Below are 17,922 nucleotides of genomic sequence, written 5' to 3'. Positions count from 1 at the left end.
GGGTAAGTAATTAGCCAATTTTATGTTGCAATAACTTTAACCTTAGTTAGAATAACTGGACTAATTCAGAAATTTGTGAAACAATGGAGCAGTGCACTAGGTATATCAACTAGATAACAAAAAAGGGATGTGGCTCGCATTGAAGATTGCTAATCGTTAATTCAGAATTTGATACTATCACTGCTCATCAGCAGGGGTTATTCTGTGCGAATTAGTAATTTTGTGTGAACCAAATTCGGTGTCGTTTATTAAGGGTGACGTTTGTTAATGTCACACGGGTTAAGCTGACATTCTCGCAAAAATATCGATACAGAAGGCCTGCGACGGGATGATTCTCGTTTAGCGGACCTTTTGTTTAGCTGAATAATTGCCGTGATGAGCCTCTTAACAAATGAGGTGATCTTTAATGGGAACAATTAAAATTCATGACCTATCATTTAGATACGATGGCATGTCGAGCAATCTTTTTGATAAATTTAGTTTGAATATCGATGACAGTTGGAAGTTGGGATTAATCGGGCGAAATGGTCGGGGAAAGACGACTTTTTTGCGGCTTTTGTTGGGACAGCTGGCCTACCATGGTCAAATTAGCACCAACGTTGCCTTTACCTATTTTCCCCAACCAGTTCACGATCCTAGTCAAATGACGGCAACGGTCTTACTCAACATCGCTAAGATGGATTCGAGTGAACTTTGGCGGATTCAAATTGAAATGGATAAGTTACAACTGAGTGATAATGTCTTGGAGCGGCCATTTAACACCCTGAGTCCAGGTGAACGGACAAAAGCACTACTGGCAGTGATGTTCAGTGAGAGCGGGACGTTCAAGCTGATTGATGAGCCGACCAATCATTTGGATGTGGCCGCCAGGGATGTTGTGGCAGATTACTTGAAAGGCAAAACCGGCTTCATTGTTGTTAGCCATGACCGTTACTTTATCGACCAAGTTATTGACCACGTGTTATCAATTGACCGTGAAAAAATCCGGTTGTTTGATGACAATTATGAAACCTGGCAGCGCGAATTTGACAAGACCAATGCCAGCGAGAAGGTTGAAAAGCAGCATTTACAGAGTGAAATCAAACGCTTGGATGTGACTGCCAACAAAATTAAGCAGTGGGCAGGCAACGCCGAAGCCAAAAAGTCGCAGCTGGCATACAAGTATCAAGGTCGGGTCATGATGGATAAAGGCTTTTTAGGTCACAAAGCCGCCAAAATCATGAAGCGCTCAAAAAATACCCTCAACCGAACTGAAATGGCGATTGACGAGAAGAAGACCTTATTGAAGAACATTGACGAAATGCCGCAGTTGACGTTGAATTATCAACCACCGTACCAGCAACACTTAATGTGAGTCACTGATTTACAGGTTGCCAGAAACGGGGTGACGTTAAATCAGCCAATTACGTTTGAGTTGAAATCGGGCCAACGACAGGTATTATTGGGCCCAAATGGCTATGGCAAGACAACTTTGATCAAAGCAATTCTGGGTGATACTGATCTAGTTATTAATGGAACGGTTAACTATCCGTCAAAGCTCAAAATTTCGTATTTAACCCAGAACTTTGAAGCATTAAGCGGGTCGATTGAAGCATATGCGGCAAGTTACAGTATTGAATTACCAAGCTTGCTGAATATGTTAAGAAAATTGGGCTTCGAGCGGTCGGTGTTCACGGCAGATCTTCGAGATTTGAGCATGGGCCAAAAACGAAAGGTGTCGCTGGCCAGATCGTTGTGTGAGTCCGCCAACCTGTATGTATGGGATGAACCGCTAAACTATCTGGACGTGATCACCCGTCAACAAGTTGAAGATTTAATTCTAAAGTATCAACCGCCAATGTTGGTGATTGACCATGATCGAAATTTTGTCAAGGCAATTGCCAATGTGCCGGTGATTGAGCTGAAACGACCGTGAGTGGGGAGGGCAACCTTGAAGCAACCCAAACGATTTCAAATAAAGCAAAAGGGATGGTCACAAAATGTTTAAACCTAAACGGTTAGTCCTCGCCCTCGCATTGATGGCGGGACTACTTGCAACAAGCCCGGTTAATGCCGAGTCGGTTCACAAAGAAGTTCACGGCAACACAACGACCACTGTTTCAACAACTTATTCAGCAAAGCTCAAGAACGCTGGGCCACAACAAGTTGTTACTAATAAAAGGGTTCGCTTGTATGGTGTTGTTAATGGGTTACCCAATTACGACTCCTATATCGCGGTTCCAAAGAATACGGTTTTAACCATCAAGTCAACATTACAGAATCGCCAAGGCTATGTGGTTAGTAAGGCGGGAAGCCAGGATGCTTATGAATTGCTCAACCCAGCAAAAGTGGTTTATTCAACCAAAGGGCTAAAAAACGATCGGCAGACCATCGCAAAGATGAAGGCAGCCTCGAAGAAATGGTCAAAGCGTATTTCTAAATCAGATATTAAAGCAATCCGGTATTATACGGATAAGGGGTATGGCAAGATTAATACGGTGCTGCGGACACCAAGTTTTAAGCCAACGAAGAAAGTAACAACCAGTATTCGCCGAATTAACGCAAGTATTAACAAATTTAACTTAACCAAGCCGTTGACGATTTATCGGGGGACGTCGCTAGTTGGCCTGAGGAAATCATTGGTAAACCGGTCGATCAAAGTTGGCCGCCGTTACCAGGACCCAGCTTATTCATCCTGCACGTTGAGCCAGATGATCGCGTTGGGCTTCTCAAATCAACACGTGATTTTAAAAATCAACTTGCCGGCTGGCAAACACGGCGCTTACATTGACCCCATTTCAACCAATGTTGGCGAGAAGGAATATTTGTTAAAGCCCGGCACCAAGATGATTGTCACAAAGGTTCAAAAGGGTAAATCAACAACCAAAACGGTGACGAAGGTTAAACAAAAGGGTAAAAAGGCCAAGAGCCAGACGACCAACACGAAGATCAACTACACGATGGTGACGTTGAATTTGGCAAAATAGTTCAAAATCATTCTTAATGAAATAATAGCGTGGCACGAATAATTAACGGGTTCCCCAGTTCAATCCAGCGTTTGGATTGATTGAGGAACCCGTTTTTGGTGAAGCTAAGATCAGCCGTTGCTTACCATTTTTGTTCGGTATACGCCATTCCCCAGAAATGAAGTTCGTAGTAACTGCTGCGGACAAACGCGGTCACCATGGCTTGGCGCTCAGCCGGTTCGGCCTTTTCGCCGAGTTGATCGACGATTGAAATCATCGTGTTGGTCGCATCCGTAAACTCAGGGCTGTCATAAGTTTCGATGAATTCTTGGTAAATTTTCATCGGCGAACCGTTCTTAATGAGTTGCTTGCCGAGATCATTATAAAGCCAGTAACATGGCAGCAGGGCCGCACATGCTCGCCGGGGTGAACCGACATATAATTCGTGATACATGTGGCTCACATAGTTGTAAGCGTTAGGTGCCATGGGTGTTTGGCGGATTTCTGCTGGGGTGATTGCGAGTTGCTGAAAGAATTCAGTGCGAACATCCTTTTCAGAATCGTTCAAGCCAGTGGCACCGGCATATAAGAATTTCTTGATCGATGGATCTTTGATTTGATCGGCGATTTTACCGTGAAGGGTTGAAAAGTTCTGCAGGCAATAGCGGTCCTGCTTGAGGTAGTAACGGAATTCTTCCATTGGCAGTTGACCGGTTGATAATTCTTTGATGAATGGATGATTGAAGCTGGCTTGCCAAAGCGGTTCAGCTTTTTGTTTCATTTGATCGGTGATTGTTGGCATTGTGATGATAACTCCTTTAACTTGGCAAATTTTGACTGTGGTTATTTTAGCATGAAATGATTGCGAAGGAACGACACAAATATTTGTGAATTAAAGAGCATATCAATTGCTATTGGAATTTCTGGTCTGTAGAATTGACTTGTAATGACAATTAGAAGGGGAGCGTTTGTGATGGATCGATTGAAAGATAAGGTTGCATTGATTACTGGTGGCGTTGCTGGAATTGGTTTAGGCATTGCTGAGTGTTACGTTCGGGAGGGAGCCAAGGTTGTTTTGACCGCCAACCATAACGTTGAAGGCGGCAAGAAAGCCGTTGAAAAGTTTGGCGACGACAAATCACTCTTTGTTCAGCAAAATGTTGCTGATGAAAAATCTTGGCAGGATACCGTTACCAAAACCATCGATAAATTTGGTAAGCTGGATATTCTGGTCAACAATGCGGGTGTTGGTGGGGTTAATGGCCCACTCGATGAGTTGAAGCTTGAAGACTGGCTACAAGTGATTGATATTAATTTAACTGGGAATTTCCTTGGTGAGAAGTATGCGATCAAAGCCATGAAGAAATATACCAACGGCAAGGGTTCGATTATTAATATTTCATCAGTTGCCGGCTTAGTTGGTCTGCCAATGAGCCCAGCTTATTCAGCAAGTAAGGGTGGTACACGTTTGTTAACCCATGCCACAGCACTATCGTTGGCTCAACAGAAACTCGATATCCGAGTCAACAATGTGCACCCTGGCTGGATTGCAACGGATATTGTACCAAAGGAATATGAAAAGCAAATTGTTAGCACCATTCCAGTAGGGCACATGGGCGAACCGGTTGATATCGGTGAAGTCTGTGTCTACCTTGGCAGCGATGAATCGAAGTTTGCTAACGGCGCCGATTTTGTGATTGATGGCGCGCAAAGAGCATAAAGTGCGAAGAGTGCGAACCCAAGCGGTTAGAAGCCGGAGCATAAGTCGCTTTCAACAGGAATCCCCTGGTCTTGGGGATTTTTGTTGAAAGTGCTTATGTGCAGGCTTCTGCTTGGGTGAGCACGTTTCCACTATGATGCCAAGAAACCTAACCATCGTTCAAATCCAAAATTATTAAAAGAATCTACAGGAGTAAAAGTAAACAAAAACAGTCATGACGGGTAAAAACCATGTCGTGACTGTTTTTGTTTAAATTAAAGAAGATAACAGTTTGCAATAACCAATGGGTTAAAAGATAGATTTGGCTCGTTTAATTAATTGGTTCAAAAGAGTGGTGGTAACACTACCAACAATTTCACCGTGTCTGGCAATATAATCAAAATTTGGAAAGTAATGACTGGTCTCTGAATACCACTATCATTGGGCGTCTAACGAGTCCATTCCCGGATCATGGCCGATTTATTCGTGGCCGGGGTGGAGATTAGCTGCTATAAAAATGATGCAGAGGTTACCAGTTTACTTGCTCCTTCCCAACAGGAGACTCAAGTCCATAATTACCAACATCTTTAAGTTCAGCGTCAAAATCGATATCATCATATCCACCGTCTAACCAAGGATAATCTTTGTTTGTCAATGTTAGCACGCCTCCCTCTGGTAATTACAAATATATATTCAACGTTAGAAATTTATAATTAAATACGTTTTGAATAATGACTTTGCCTAATAAATATTTAATGATTGAAGTTACATTAATGCAAACAGATATACAGAAACAATGTGAAACCAACTTCACATTCAATCAATAACTTGCTATAATATAATGTGAAATGAACTTCACAGCAGATAGGGGGATGCCGATCATCTTTGTAGATAATAATGTGTCAGAGCACCGCAAACAGTTGGGGTTAACCCAAGCACAACTGGCGGCCGCTGTTGGGGTGACCCGGCGAACAATCATTTCTTTGGAAAAGGGAAAGTGTACCCCCTCGTTGCTCCTGGCTCTGCAGCTTGCTCTGAAGTTAAAGGTTAATATTAATGACTTATTTTGGTTGGGAGGCTCCGCAAATGAAAAAAGTGATCATTGAACAAATTGGCAATATTATCATGGTTATCCTTGCGACCTGTACAATGATGTACACGGTGAGTCATTCGTATTGGACTACCACCGGAGAATCGTCATTTCAATTTGGTGTTTATGGAATTATGCTGCTAGTATGGTTAATTATTTTTGGTATTATAAGAGTTATTTTAGCGAGACAAGATCCGTCATTTAACCCTAATCGGGGTGAACTGAGCGCCGCAGACGAACGGGAAAAAGCAATTTCTCAACAGGCATTGCGGTGGACTTATCACGTAATGATTACGTTATTGCTGATTGAACTGATTGTCATTCCAATTCTAAGCGTTGGTATGGGTGCTCACCCGGTGTTGTTTGCCCTTGGAGGAGCACTCATCATCAGTTTTATGGCCTACTTAAGCGGTTGGCTTTACTTTGATGCTAAAGAATAGCTAGAATCTTCGATATCGAAATGAGAAACTAAAGAAAGGAACGACCAAATAATGAATAAATCCCTTGGGTTAACCATTCTATTTTGGCTGAACTTTCTGGTTAGCCCAACTGTTGCGTATGTCATGAATGGGATGACCTTCTTTAAGTTGTTTGATTTGGGAACGTTACCGTTTGTCAGGCCAAATCTAATGCCTTGGCTGATGATTGTTACGTTTATTTGGATAATGGTTGCCAGCTATGTTTGGGTTGGTATTTTGACTCAAAAAGAATTTATCCATCAATCAGTTTTCAATAATCGAATTAACAAGATTACTGTCGTATTAGGGATCTTCGAAATTATTTTGCTCATGATTGGTAATGGTTTGAGAGTCATGACGAAAGCCTTCCCTGTGAATGATATTGCTGCAATTACCGCATTACCATTATTACTTTGGCTAAATTATCAATTTTGGCAATCAACTAATCAAAATTGGGTATGGATTGGCTTGTTAATTCAAAGCCTCTGCATTTGTCTTTTTATGCAAGGATTCTATAGTTCGGTTTGGTAATTAGTTTAAGGTTCTGGAACGCTCATTTCCCGATCAATGGTTGATCGCCCAGTTGAGTAGTCAAATTGAACTTTTGGTTGTACATTAAATAGGTAAACGTTGAAGTTGAGTGATTTGTCGGTGCTGATTGCCTCTAAGTGAATTCCCCGGGCCATTAGGTCATTGTCCCTGAAAATTGGTTTGGAAAAGAAGATGACCCGTTTACCATCTTTAAGGGCTTCCCGGATTTTCTGCTCGAAAATGGTTTGGACTCGTTGATTGGAAAAGGCGGTTTGGGTAAATAAGTTTTTCGGATTATTTTGATCCCCCGATTGGTCACTGGGGTTATAGGTGCCATTTGCGCTAATCCCTTTAGAAATCGAATAGGCAATTAAGTGTCCCCGATTGATAATGGGCTCGCGGTCGACAAATTTTTGGTGCCAAGCAGTCGGTTCAACGTACTGGCGAACGCGATTTTCATCTGAAGCCAAATTGTGGGGTTCTAAATAGGCCAGGTTTCCTTTGCTGGTCCGATTGAAGCGATCTAAATTTGAATAAACGACATGATTTGATTGCCACTTGGTAGGATTCAGGTTGGCCTTATTATGGTTTACGTAAATATAGCTTTGCTCGCCTGAATGGTAGTTGAGCTTGGCTAGTTCATTATTGGAATCGACGCTTTTGGTCTGGTTGAATACTGTTTGAGAAATGTTTTGAATAAATGATTGAATGTCGCTTGGCTGGCCGCCGGAAAATAACCAGCCACCAACTAAAATGATAATTGCAATGATTAAGCTGGAAAATGTGTATGATTGACGATGCTTGCGTCTACGTTTACTCATGATTTCACCCTCGATTATAGTTGTAACGTCCGCTATTGAGGATAGCAGATTACGGAGGGGAACGGCAAGGGGTTCATTAATTGAATTTAGTAAAGGGCTTGTAATTTTGAGATTAGGAGTTATTATAAAAGTACATTTAACTTTAAACTAATAAAGGTTAAATGTACTTTTATAATGAGGAAGATGAACAAGAATGCAAAGCTTATTACATGAACATGGTAACATTGTTAGCCGAGCAATTGGCTTGGCTTTTAGCCCGAAGCAAATTTATCGGGCAATTTTTAAAATGAGTAGGGGAAGAACTTTCTACCTATTCCTGTTACTTTTACTTCAGGTGGTTTCGTTTTTCCTATATTTTGCCAACGGAACTTTTTCATTGAAACCCGATACGTCTGTCACAGGCATATTTGGCTTACTTGCTGGAATTACTGGCATTATCAGCGTTGTTATTTGTGCAGATGGCGAGATTACCAACTATTTTTGGGGGATTCTCAATAATATTACTTACATTTATGTTTCATTTGCGAACAACTTGTATGGCGAGGTTTATTTGAACTTATACTTTTTCATTCTTCAATTTATTGGTATTTATGAGTGGACAGCTAAAAACATCCAAACTGATTCTGACAGAAAAGATGTTGTTCAAGTTAAAGAACTGACAAAATGGGGATGGGCAACCTTAGTAGTTCTGGTATTGATTGGTTGGTTTGCTTTGGGATCGTTCTTAAAACAAGTGCCATTCTTATCGAGTACCTTAGATCCTCATCCTTGGATTGATTCGATTAGTGTTGTCGTTCAAGTGTTTGCTCAATTATTAATGGTTCTCAGATATGGTTCCAGCCAGTGGTTACTGTGGATTATTGGTAACGTTGCTGAACTTGTTCTTTGGACAATTAACTTTAACCCAATCATAATTGCACTTTGGCTTGCCTACCTCATCAATTCACTTTATGGCTATTACGTGTGGACATCCAAACTTCAGAAAGAAGTGAAGGCTTAAATGAGTTACCATTTTGACAATCAGGGGAAACGGTCACAATTTAAGGTTGACAAGACTGGCAGTTCAAATTTGGAAGTGAATGATGAGTTTTACGGAAAGGCTCAGGCAATCGATCCTCAATTAAAACGTCAAAGGATCCCGATTTTGTCAGCGACTTATTCACACATTGGCAATCAAGGCTCACGGAAAAATGTTGACGTAGATAGGTTGCCTAGATTATCAAGAAATGATGTTTTGGTATTAGATCTAGGTAGGCACTGTGTTGGTCATTTTAATTGTCAATTGATAACAACTGGTTCCCATCCGGATGCACCAGCTGGTTTGAATGTTCGCTTTTGTGAAACGGAGAAGGAATTGTCTGCAAGCAAGGACTATGAGGGTTGGTTGCCAAAGGGATGGATTCAAGAGGATGCCGTTAGAATCCTAAAGTTCCCGTGGAAAAAAGAATTTGAACGCGTTGCCTGCCGGTATATCAAAATTTCAATCATTGATACTTCTCAAAAATATCAATTAGTACTCAAAAATCCAGACTTTGTTTCTGAAAGTTCTGCTGGTGAACTTAACGTAAATAATGAGTTTTGTACAAACGACTCACAACTAAAGCAAATTGACGAGTTGTCGTTAGCCACATTGCACAGCTGTATGCAGACGGTCTTTGAAGACGGTCCTAAACGTGATCGACGTTTGTGGATTGGCGATTTTCGGATTCAATCATTAACTGATGAAGTAACGTTCGAAAATTTCGACATTATTAAACGGTGCCTATATTTATTTGCAAGTACGGCTAATCGCAGAACCGGTTCTCTGTGTGCGGATATTTTTTCGGATGGGATAGAGACACCCGATGATTTGGAAATGGGAGACTATACGTTACTGTTTGTCGATGTGTTAGCAAATTATTTTGGGGAGACTAAAGATAAAGAAACGTTGATGGGCCTTTATGAAACTGCGAAACGAGCGGTTCAGTACGGCTTGAATCAAATTGATCCTAGCGGAATCCCGAATAGTGACTTAGTTCAGACAGTTTTCTTAGATTGGTTAGCAGACGCCAATGTTTCCAAGGAAGCAGCAACCCTTGGGATCATAATTTTTGCCTTAAATCGGTTGATATATTTGGCTGAGATTGTGGAGGATCCACAAATCCCTGAACTTAGGCAGATCCAGACAAAATTGACTAGCCTTGCACGTGACCTGTATTTTGATCAGCAGAAGGGCTTGTTTGTCAGTGGCAAAAATAGTCAGATAAACTGGCCTAGCCAAATTTGGCTTGTGAGAGCGAATGTGTTTACCAAAAAGCAAAATCAGCAACTACTAAGGTGTGCCTTGGATAAACTGCCAATGACTTTCTTTGTATCGCCCTATTTGTATGGTGAACTCTGCTTAACTTTATGTGAAAATGATTTAGTTGATTTGGCAGTTAGACTAATCAAAGCATATTGGGGAAAGATGATTGCAGCAGGTGCCCAAACATCCTGGGAAGTTTTTTCAATTCAAGATGCTGAATATTCTCCGTATGGTGTTAATAGCACGCTGGTTCATAGTTATTGTCATGGCTGGGGATGTGTGCCAGCTTATATTTTTCGAAAATATTTGAAGGCTGATGGAAAATAAAGTGATTAATTAATAAGGCCATCTGATCGGAATTCATTCTCAGAATTTCAATCGGATGGCCTTATTAAGTTATACGAAGTCGTTGATCAAAGGTTAAATCGCGGAAACTGCACTCATAATAAATCAAAATAACCATCGTTAAAATGGTTCGCGAACCTCTAACGTTTGAGTGGATTTAGCTGTCCTCATCTTGAGTTGCCAACTGTCGGGTTATTGTCGTGACGCTGTCGTGGTATGATTTTACCAAGTACACTATGGTTTAAGTGAATCATGAATGATTCAAAACCAATAGTAAGGAGGAACAGAACGGTAGATCGAGCTAGCCGAAAAACCATTCTGAAATCAAAATGATGACTAATAACAAAATTGCATATTTACGAAAACAGCATGGTTGGACTCAAGAACATTTAGCAGAAGTGAGCCAGGTTAATCCCAGAACAATTCAACGCCTAGAAGCTGGGGAAGATGCCAGTTTAGAAACGTTACGTTTGGTTGCTAATGCATTGGGTGTTCAAATTGGTGATTTATTTGAAACGATATCAGACTCGGATAAGGGTGAACAATTAAGATATTTGACAAACAGAAGGCTGACCAAACCCACACATGGCTGGTAATGCATCAATTTTATCGCTTGTGCCTGATTATTGGATTTGTAGTATTAATGTTGATCTTGATTAGCCTAGTGTCATTAACGGATAGTGATAGGATATTAGAGATTGCTGGCATCAGTTGGCTAATTTTGTGGCCAATTGGGTTAGGAGCAATTAAAGTATTTCAGACGACGTGGATGGAACCACGGTTATCGCGCAAATATCCATTGGCGGAAAACTTGAATCCTGCTTATAATCCGGATCGGGAACGGACAACCGAGAAGCATTCTGGGTTATGGATTGCTGGTATCGTCATTCTTGTGATTTTGATTATCTCAGTTATTTGGGCGGCTTTTAACTTTTATCTGCTAAAGTTCGTCGGAATTTGAGAGGGAGTTCTCAAACTATTGTCCTAGCTATGTGTAAGAATTACAAATGATTTGAAAACCAGTCATGTAATGCAAACCAGCCACTTATGAACAGTTTAAAGTTCTGGTGGCTGTTTTGAGTTATGCTCGAGATCCAATAAATTAAAATATTTAGTTTTATACTGCGATAAAAAAATACTTCGATGCAATTTCAATCAAATAGCAAAGCTAATTGATTGAAATTTAAAATGGGGGCACTTGAACTTTGAATTAGCTATATAGATTGCTGAGAATTATAGGATTTACAGATTTAACACTAAAAGCACCACTTTTGATCGGAAATAACCGCCGCTTTAATTTCCTTACTTGATCTATTAAACGGGAAATATGATTGTCAATAAATTATTTTAAACTTGGTAGTGTATTTCATTTTAACTGGGGTTATGCTATTAGCACAGGACGTCCAAGTACAACAATGGAGTGTGTAAAAGTGAATATTGAACATATGACAGAAACGAAAGTCGTTTATTTTAGACGAATAGGGGCTTATGGTGTTGAAAATAGAAAGTTAATGGATTCATTTAAACAATGGATTAAATCAGAACGACTATTTCAAGAATCGACTATACTTGGCATAGCTCTGGATAATCCACAAAATGTTTCTAGTGTTAACTGTAGATATGATACTTGTCTAATTACCGATAGGGGACATTTTAAAAATGACCGAATCAAACAAAGAGTATTAACAGCCGGGAACTATGCTGTTTTCCAAATAGCGCACATTGAAACAGCAATTAACGAATTCTATCAAAAGATGGAACGGATTATCTGCGAGGAAAGGCTTAGCACTATCAATAAACCAATTATTGAACGGTATCAGCAAAAATTAGTAAAGATGGGATACTGTGAAATATTAATCCCAGTAGAATAGGAAATTTATTGTTGTAAAACGCGGCTTTTTTGATACTGTGTGAATGCGCTGATCTAATTAACTTTAGAAACCTAATTCATCATTTCTTTGTTGAGCAATCATTTATTAATGAACGCTTGTGTGCTCAAAGTGGCTTTTCTTGTTGAATCCCGTGATGGTAAAATGTTTAGTTTGCAAAACATTCACGATGTGATTAATCCAAAAGTGGTTCTGTATAATTAAGAGTAAGTAACCAATCAGATTAGTAATTCCTAGTAATGATAGTAACAAGAAACATATGTTAAATGAATTAAATTGATCATTTGAAATAAATCAAGTCGCTTTATTTCCTGACAAGGAAAATGTGCACAGTACACTAAAAACAAATTTTTAATGTAGACTGTTTAAAGGATCTTAAGGCATACTCTAATATTTAATTATTTCTTCCTAACTTAAACCACGATCAATTATTGCTCCAGGGTCAATTGGTTGTATTCTTGTTGAGGACCGTTCGCCCCCTACCACATAACACAAAACAGCCACTGACAAACAAAGCCGTTTATCAGTGGCTGTTTTGAGTTATGTTCCGGGGTCAATGGTTGGAGCCTTCGATTCCATATTCTTGTTGAGGACCGCTCCGACGCAACTGACGCTAACATCTAAGAATCCGCCAACCAAAATCCAAAACCGGGATTTCAGTTGGCGGACCCTTAGATAACCGCGTCAAACCGTTGCTCGTCGCTCACTTCTTTTTAAGGCAAGTCATTACCCGCAGCAAAGTACAAATCGTACCACTCCTGCTTCGTCAATTCGACATCAGCACCAGCAGCACTATCCTTGATATGGTCAGGATTCATTGTGCCTAACAATACTTGAATGTGAGCCGGATGACGGAGAATCCAGGCTACCGCGATGGCATTCTTTGAAACGCCATACTTGTCAGCTAATTCAGCCAACTTATCGTTTAGTTTGCCATACTTAGGATCATTGATATACATACCATCAAACAAGCCATAATTAAATGGTGACCAAGCTTGGATAGTCATGTGTTTGCGGCGTGAATATTCGATGATTTGATCGTTATGATCATTACTATCATCACCGGCCTTGTTAACATGGAGGCCAGCCTTGATCATGCCGGAATGAACCACGTTAAATTGCAGTTGGTTAATGATTAGTCGTTGGTTAACCCATGATTGAACCATTTCGACTTGTTCAGGATCAAAGTTGGAAACCCCAAAGTGACGAACTTTACCTTCACGCTGAAGAGTATCAAAGGCGTCCGCAACTTCATCTTCTTCCATCAATGGATCTGGTCGGTGGAGCAAGAATGAATCCAGGTAATCGACGCCCATTCGTTCCAGAATCCCATCAACCGCTTCGATTAAGTGTTGCTTTGAAAAGTCATAGCGAGCCCCGAATACTAAGCCATCGTGGCTGCGGCTGGGATCAAGGACGATTCCACCCTTTGACTGGATAAATAGTTTATCCCGAGAAATGCCAGAAGCTTTTAAGGCTTCCTTAAACTTCTTTTCTGAACCGCCTTCACCATAGATGTCGGCTGAATCAATGTAGTTAATCCCAGTATCCACAGCAGTTTGCAGCGTTTTTGCGGCGGCATTTGTATCCATGCCAGCCATCCGCATGATTCCTAACGCAACTGCAGATGCTTCGAAGTTGGTGTTACCAATTTTTAATGTCTTCATTTCCATCCTCCTTCATTAATTACCTTCAATTATAAGCCATTAAAATCAACATGCCAAAGATTGAAAAGTTTGAATATGGTATAATCGCCTTACTAAAATGAGAAGCGAGGAAATTAATTGAGCGAGAGTACGATTACTGAATTAATTAATCAATATGGCTATTGGGGAATTGCGTTCCTAATTGCCTTCGAAAATATTTTTCCGCCGATCCCTTCTGAAGTGGTGTTGGTGTTCACTGGTTATTTAACGATCTCAAGTAAGCTGACCATTTTGGGGTCGATTTTGGCAGCAACTGCTGGGGCTTACCTTGGGGCAGTCGCCCTATATGGGGTTGGCCGATTATTGAGTGTTGAACAGCTGGAGCGGCTGGTATCTGGGAAAATCGGCAAAATTTTACGGTTGAAGCCCGCAGACATTGCGAAAGCCGGTCATTATTTCAACAAGCATGGGGCTGTTGCTATTTTAATCGGTCGATGCATTCCAGTCGTCCGGAGCTTGATTTCAATTCCGGCAGGGATGACTGGCTATTCGTTTGGCAAGTTCAGTGGTTTAACCATTATTGGGACATTGCTTTGGAATACGGTGCTAATCCTCGTTGGTCACTTTGCTGGGCAAGCTTGGGAACAGATGCTTGGGCAACTAGATCAATGGTTGATGGTGATTCTGGTCGTCGTGGTGGTCATTGTAGCTTGCTACGTTTATTATAAATTTTCAACGAAAAATAGGGATGAACAGTGAATTTGGACCTGTGGGCGATTGCCTGGGGGCCTTTTTTGTTGCGTGATGCAGGGCATTCTAAGGCAGAAGTTTCTTTTCTATGTAAATTAGGACTGTGGTGCAAAGGAGGAACTTGTAGTTATGCGGTTTCTTGTTGGATAGATTAGTAGTGCTCCGCAAAGCAATAACCTGCACATAAGCACTTATGTCACATAGTAGAATCATGCTCCGCAAAGCAGAAACCTGCACCTAAGCCTCTTCAACCAAAAATCCAAAACCAGGATTTATGATTGAAGACACTTAGGCTCCGGTTTCTAACCGCTTTGCTGCGCACACTTTAAAATTCTTCAAACTTTTCTCAAATATTCTCTAAACTTTCACAAGTGAGCAGCTTGACTTTGTTATACTTATTATAAGTATTTTTTAGACGAAACAGATTCCCACCTATAAGGAGGAACCCGATGAAATGGTATAGTCAAAGCACAAAGTCAGTTTTGGAAACCCTTGAAACTAGCCGAATTTCTGGCTTGAGTGAACCAAAAGCACAACTTCGCCAACAGGAATATGGACCCAATCGGCTTCAGTCAGCCAAGAAAGAGCCCGCTTGGAAAATGTTCTTGAAAAGTTTTAAGGAGCCATTAATTATTATTCTGCTGGTTGCGACGGGATTAGCCCTTGCCAGTGCAATGTACGATTTTAACGTGACCGGTGACCACAAGCATGCCATGGCTTCCGTTTATGAAGCAGTTGCAATTTTGCTAATTGTGGTGATTAATAGTGGCCTGACCTTTCACCAAACCCGCTCCGCCCAAAAATCGCTTGAAGCGCTCTCCAACATGCGCCAGCATCACATGCACGTTCTTCGGGACAGCAACTGGATTTCGGTGGCAGCCAGTGATTTGGTTCCTGGCGATATCGTCAGTGTGAAATCTGGTGACTTCATTGACGGCGACTTACGGTGGCTAAAGACCGCTGAATTGCAGATTAACGAGTCACATTTGACTGGTGAATCTGATGCCATCAGCAAGGATACCGAAGCTGTTTCCGAAGATACCGAGCTGGGGGATCGCACTAACATGGGGTATTCCGGCTCAATGGTCGTTAACGGAAACGGAATTGGCGTGGTGGTCGCGACGGGGATGGACACTGAACTGGGTCGAATTTCAAATTTAATGCAGGATATCGACGACCAGAAAACGCCGATCGAAAAATCAGTCCACAGGTTAAGCAAGAAATTGATGATCATTGCCGGGCTGATTATTCTCCTGACAATCGGCTACGATATTGTCAAGCAACTGTTGCAAGTCGGCAATGTGTCACTGGAAAGCTTAGCCGGAATTTCTTCCACTTCGATTGCCATTGCAGTGGCCTCGATCCCTGATGCCATGCCAGTGGTCCTTTCAATTGTGCTGACAATTGGGGCCAAAATGATGGCCGACCAGAAAGGGTTGGTAAAGTCATTGAGTAGTGTAGAAACCCTGGGGTCAACGACCTATATTGCCTCTGATAAGACGGGAACGTTAACTAAAAATGAGATGACTGTCACTCGTTTCTGGGCAAATGGCGAAGTGTATGACGTTGAGGGAAATGGTTACACGCCGGTTGGTGACATCATCCGTACCGATGGGAAGCCGGTTAACCCCAAGGACTACCAGCGCTTTTTGGAAGTGGCAGTCTTAAATAATGAAGCAGAAATTAAACCCGATGATAAACAGAACTGGCGGCCATTTGGGAATCCCACTGATGTATCATTAGTCGTGTTGGGTGCCAAACAGGGCGTGAAGCGTGATGCCTTGTTAGAAGAACGCGGCAACCATGACATTGATATCATCAGAATTCTGCCGTTTGACAGCACTCGAAAAATGATGACCGTCGTGATTAAAGAGAATGGTAAATACTATAGTTTAACCAAGGGCGCCCCGGACGTGATTAAAGATCGAACCGCTTCAGCTATGCTTGATGATCAAGTGGTCGACATTGGCGAAGTTGCAGCTGATATTGAGAACACCATGCTGGCGTTTGCTAACAACGCCCTGCGGACAATTTCACTTACTCAACGGGAGGTCACCCGAGATCAAGCATTGAATGCCCCAAGCGAAGAACTTGAGCGTGATCTGTGCTTCTTAGGATTAGTGGGAATTATTGATCCACCGCGTGAGGAAGTGCGAGCATCGGTTAAGAAATTAACCGATGCCGCTGTGAATGTGGTGATGATTACCGGTGACCATGCCGCGACCGCTAAAGCAATTGCCAAGCAGTTAGGGATTATCAAATCAAAGACTGCCCGGGTGATTACTGGAAAAGAACTGGAGACAATGGACGATGCCCAACTCGCCGAAGCTGTCTTGACCACTCGAGTTTATGCCCGAGTGACCCCAGCCCATAAACAGCGCATTATCAAACAGCTTCAGCAGCACAAACAGGTGGTGGCCATGACCGGCGACGGGATTAATGACGCCCCAGCATTGAAAGCCGCTGATATCGGAATCGCAATGGGGATTAATGGGACGGAAGTGACTAAAGATGCTGCTGATTTGATTTTATTAGATGACAAATTTACAACCATCGAGAAATCAGTAGAATCTGGGCGAACCATTTTTGCCAATATTTTGAATTTTATGCGGCATGAATTAACCACCAATGTGGCTGAAGTACTCTCGCTGTTATTGGGAGTCTTCTTGATTACGGCACCAATTGGTCACATTACCGAAGTGACCCCAACGCTGACCGCACTGATGGTCCTGTGGGTGAACATGATTAGTGATTCGCTGCCATCATTTGCGTTAGGATACGATGAGGCAGAGGCCGATGTGATGAAACAACAACCCCGAGATACTAACCAATCAATTTTGGCCAATGGGATGCTCAGCCGAGTGCTGATCCGCGGTGGGGTAATGGGTGGTGCCGTGTTTATCGCCTTCATTTGGGCAGCCAATCAAGGCTTTTCAATTGCCCAAAGTCAGACGATCGCCTTCCTGACCTTGGTATTCGGACAACTCTGGCACGTGTATGATGCTAGAAGTACGAAGACGCTGTTTGACCGGAATCCATTTACCAACTCCCGGTTAACCCTTGCGGTTGGTTTTGCCGCAACCTCGTCTGTATTGGTCACATTGATTCCGTTCTTTAATCAAGTGATGGGAACGGCCTCATTATCAATGGGCCTCTACGTTGGCATTATTATCCTGTCAGCCTTGCCAACATTTATCCTGTCTGGGATCAAAAAATTGATCTGGCGAATGCGTGAAGGGCAGAATGATGATGTCGTTGAATATGATTAATGAGCGTTAAGAAGAAACTGGGATTCGATCATCTGATCTCGGGGATTAAGTGAAAACAAGCAGTGCATCTGGTTTTGGATGCACTGCTTGTTTTGCGTAAATGGTGGGGATTAGCGTAAGCACTAAATAACTGGACGTCTACTTCGTAGACGTCTTTTTGAGTACCATAGAATTATTAATTAAGTATGAGGTGAT

The 17,922-nt window shown here is 41.8% G+C and carries 16 protein-coding genes and 1 pseudogene; 13 read left to right on the top strand and 4 right to left on the bottom strand.

From position 1 onward, the window contains the following. The first annotated feature begins 406 nt into the window (after positions 1–406). Positions 407–1,915 (top strand): annotated as a pseudogene (gene abc-f, locus KTE19_RS04015) (ribosomal protection-like ABC-F family protein). Between the two features lie 64 nt (positions 1,916–1,979). Then, positions 1,980–2,966, top strand: coding sequence for an ADP-ribosyltransferase (locus tag KTE19_RS04010; protein WP_217162764.1), 987 nt, complete (start codon positions 1,980–1,982; stop codon positions 2,964–2,966). Between the two features lie 121 nt (positions 2,967–3,087). On the opposite strand, the gene tenA is transcribed toward KTE19_RS04010, so the two are convergent. Further along, on the bottom strand, positions 3,088–3,747 hold the full coding sequence (gene tenA, locus KTE19_RS04005) for a thiaminase II (RefSeq protein ID WP_217341674.1): 660 nt from the start codon (positions 3,745–3,747) through the stop codon (positions 3,088–3,090). A gap of 168 nt (positions 3,748–3,915) precedes the next feature. Between tenA and KTE19_RS04000 the strand changes: the two genes are divergently transcribed. Then, positions 3,916–4,665, top strand: coding sequence for a glucose 1-dehydrogenase (locus KTE19_RS04000; RefSeq protein WP_217341673.1), 750 nt, complete (start codon positions 3,916–3,918; stop codon positions 4,663–4,665). Positions 4,666–5,173: 508 nt separating this feature from the next. Here the strand turns inward: KTE19_RS04000 and KTE19_RS14135 are convergent. Next, positions 5,174–5,299: a hypothetical protein gene (locus KTE19_RS14135; protein ID WP_283812291.1), complete on the bottom strand. Its 126-nt coding sequence runs from the start codon at positions 5,297–5,299 to the stop codon at positions 5,174–5,176. Between the two features lie 217 nt (positions 5,300–5,516). Between KTE19_RS14135 and KTE19_RS03995 the strand changes: the two genes are divergently transcribed. From KTE19_RS03995 to KTE19_RS03985, 3 genes are read left to right on the top strand one after another with little or no spacing between them, the layout of a single operon-like run. After that, positions 5,517–5,750, top strand: coding sequence for a helix-turn-helix transcriptional regulator (locus KTE19_RS03995; protein WP_217165250.1), 234 nt, complete (start codon positions 5,517–5,519; stop codon positions 5,748–5,750). Next, positions 5,731–6,174 carry a DUF2178 domain-containing protein gene (locus KTE19_RS03990; protein WP_217341672.1) on the top strand — a complete coding sequence of 148 codons (444 nt, stop codon included), beginning with the start codon at positions 5,731–5,733 and terminating at the stop codon, positions 6,172–6,174. Before KTE19_RS03995 ends, KTE19_RS03990 begins: the two co-directional genes overlap by 20 nt. Before the next feature lie 51 nt (positions 6,175–6,225). Continuing rightward, positions 6,226–6,723 (top strand): hypothetical protein, encoded by a 498-nt coding sequence (locus KTE19_RS03985; RefSeq protein WP_217165246.1) that lies wholly within the window; start codon positions 6,226–6,228, stop codon positions 6,721–6,723. 5 nt (positions 6,724–6,728) lie between these two features. On the opposite strand, the gene KTE19_RS03980 is transcribed toward KTE19_RS03985, so the two are convergent. Continuing rightward, a complete protein-coding gene (locus KTE19_RS03980) occupies positions 6,729–7,544 on the bottom strand; it encodes a DNA/RNA non-specific endonuclease (RefSeq protein ID WP_217165244.1) in 816 nt (271 codons plus the stop codon). 193 nt (positions 7,545–7,737) lie between these two features. Between KTE19_RS03980 and pnuC the strand changes: the two genes are divergently transcribed. From pnuC to KTE19_RS03955, 5 genes are all read left to right on the top strand, one after another. After that, a complete protein-coding gene (pnuC, locus tag KTE19_RS03975; protein WP_249778522.1) occupies positions 7,738–8,544 on the top strand; it encodes a nicotinamide riboside transporter PnuC in 807 nt (268 codons plus the stop codon). Beyond that, on the top strand, positions 8,545–10,155 hold the full coding sequence (locus tag KTE19_RS03970; RefSeq protein WP_217341671.1) for an alpha-L-rhamnosidase-related protein: 1,611 nt from the start codon (positions 8,545–8,547) through the stop codon (positions 10,153–10,155). A 350-nt stretch (positions 10,156–10,505) separates the two neighbouring features. Continuing rightward, positions 10,506–10,769: a helix-turn-helix transcriptional regulator gene (locus KTE19_RS03965; protein WP_217341670.1), complete on the top strand. Its 264-nt coding sequence runs from the start codon at positions 10,506–10,508 to the stop codon at positions 10,767–10,769. A 47-nt stretch (positions 10,770–10,816) separates the two neighbouring features. Next, positions 10,817–11,134, top strand: a complete 318-nt coding sequence (locus KTE19_RS03960) for a hypothetical protein (protein WP_217341669.1) — start codon at positions 10,817–10,819, stop codon at positions 11,132–11,134. Positions 11,135–11,603: 469 nt separating this feature from the next. Beyond that, positions 11,604–12,044 carry a GyrI-like domain-containing protein gene (locus KTE19_RS03955; RefSeq protein ID WP_289426779.1) on the top strand — a complete coding sequence of 147 codons (441 nt, stop codon included), beginning with the start codon at positions 11,604–11,606 and terminating at the stop codon, positions 12,042–12,044. Positions 12,045–12,775: 731 nt separating this feature from the next. Here the strand turns inward: KTE19_RS03955 and KTE19_RS03950 are convergent. Next, positions 12,776–13,729, bottom strand: a complete 954-nt coding sequence (locus tag KTE19_RS03950; RefSeq protein ID WP_217341668.1) for an aldo/keto reductase — start codon at positions 13,727–13,729, stop codon at positions 12,776–12,778. Positions 13,730–13,846: 117 nt separating this feature from the next. Between KTE19_RS03950 and KTE19_RS03945 the strand changes: the two genes are divergently transcribed. Then, on the top strand, positions 13,847–14,467 hold the full coding sequence (locus KTE19_RS03945) for a DedA family protein (protein WP_217162486.1): 621 nt from the start codon (positions 13,847–13,849) through the stop codon (positions 14,465–14,467). A gap of 440 nt (positions 14,468–14,907) precedes the next feature. Beyond that, positions 14,908–17,727 (top strand): cation-translocating P-type ATPase, encoded by a 2,820-nt coding sequence (locus KTE19_RS03940; protein WP_217341667.1) that lies wholly within the window; start codon positions 14,908–14,910, stop codon positions 17,725–17,727. The last annotated feature ends 195 nt before the right edge of the window (positions 17,728–17,922 follow it).

It is taken from the genome of Lentilactobacillus dabitei, from assembly GCF_019061365.1.
Taxonomy (GTDB): domain Bacteria; phylum Bacillota; class Bacilli; order Lactobacillales; family Lactobacillaceae; genus Lentilactobacillus; species Lentilactobacillus dabitei.
This window is presented reverse-complemented; position numbering and strand designations above follow the sequence as displayed.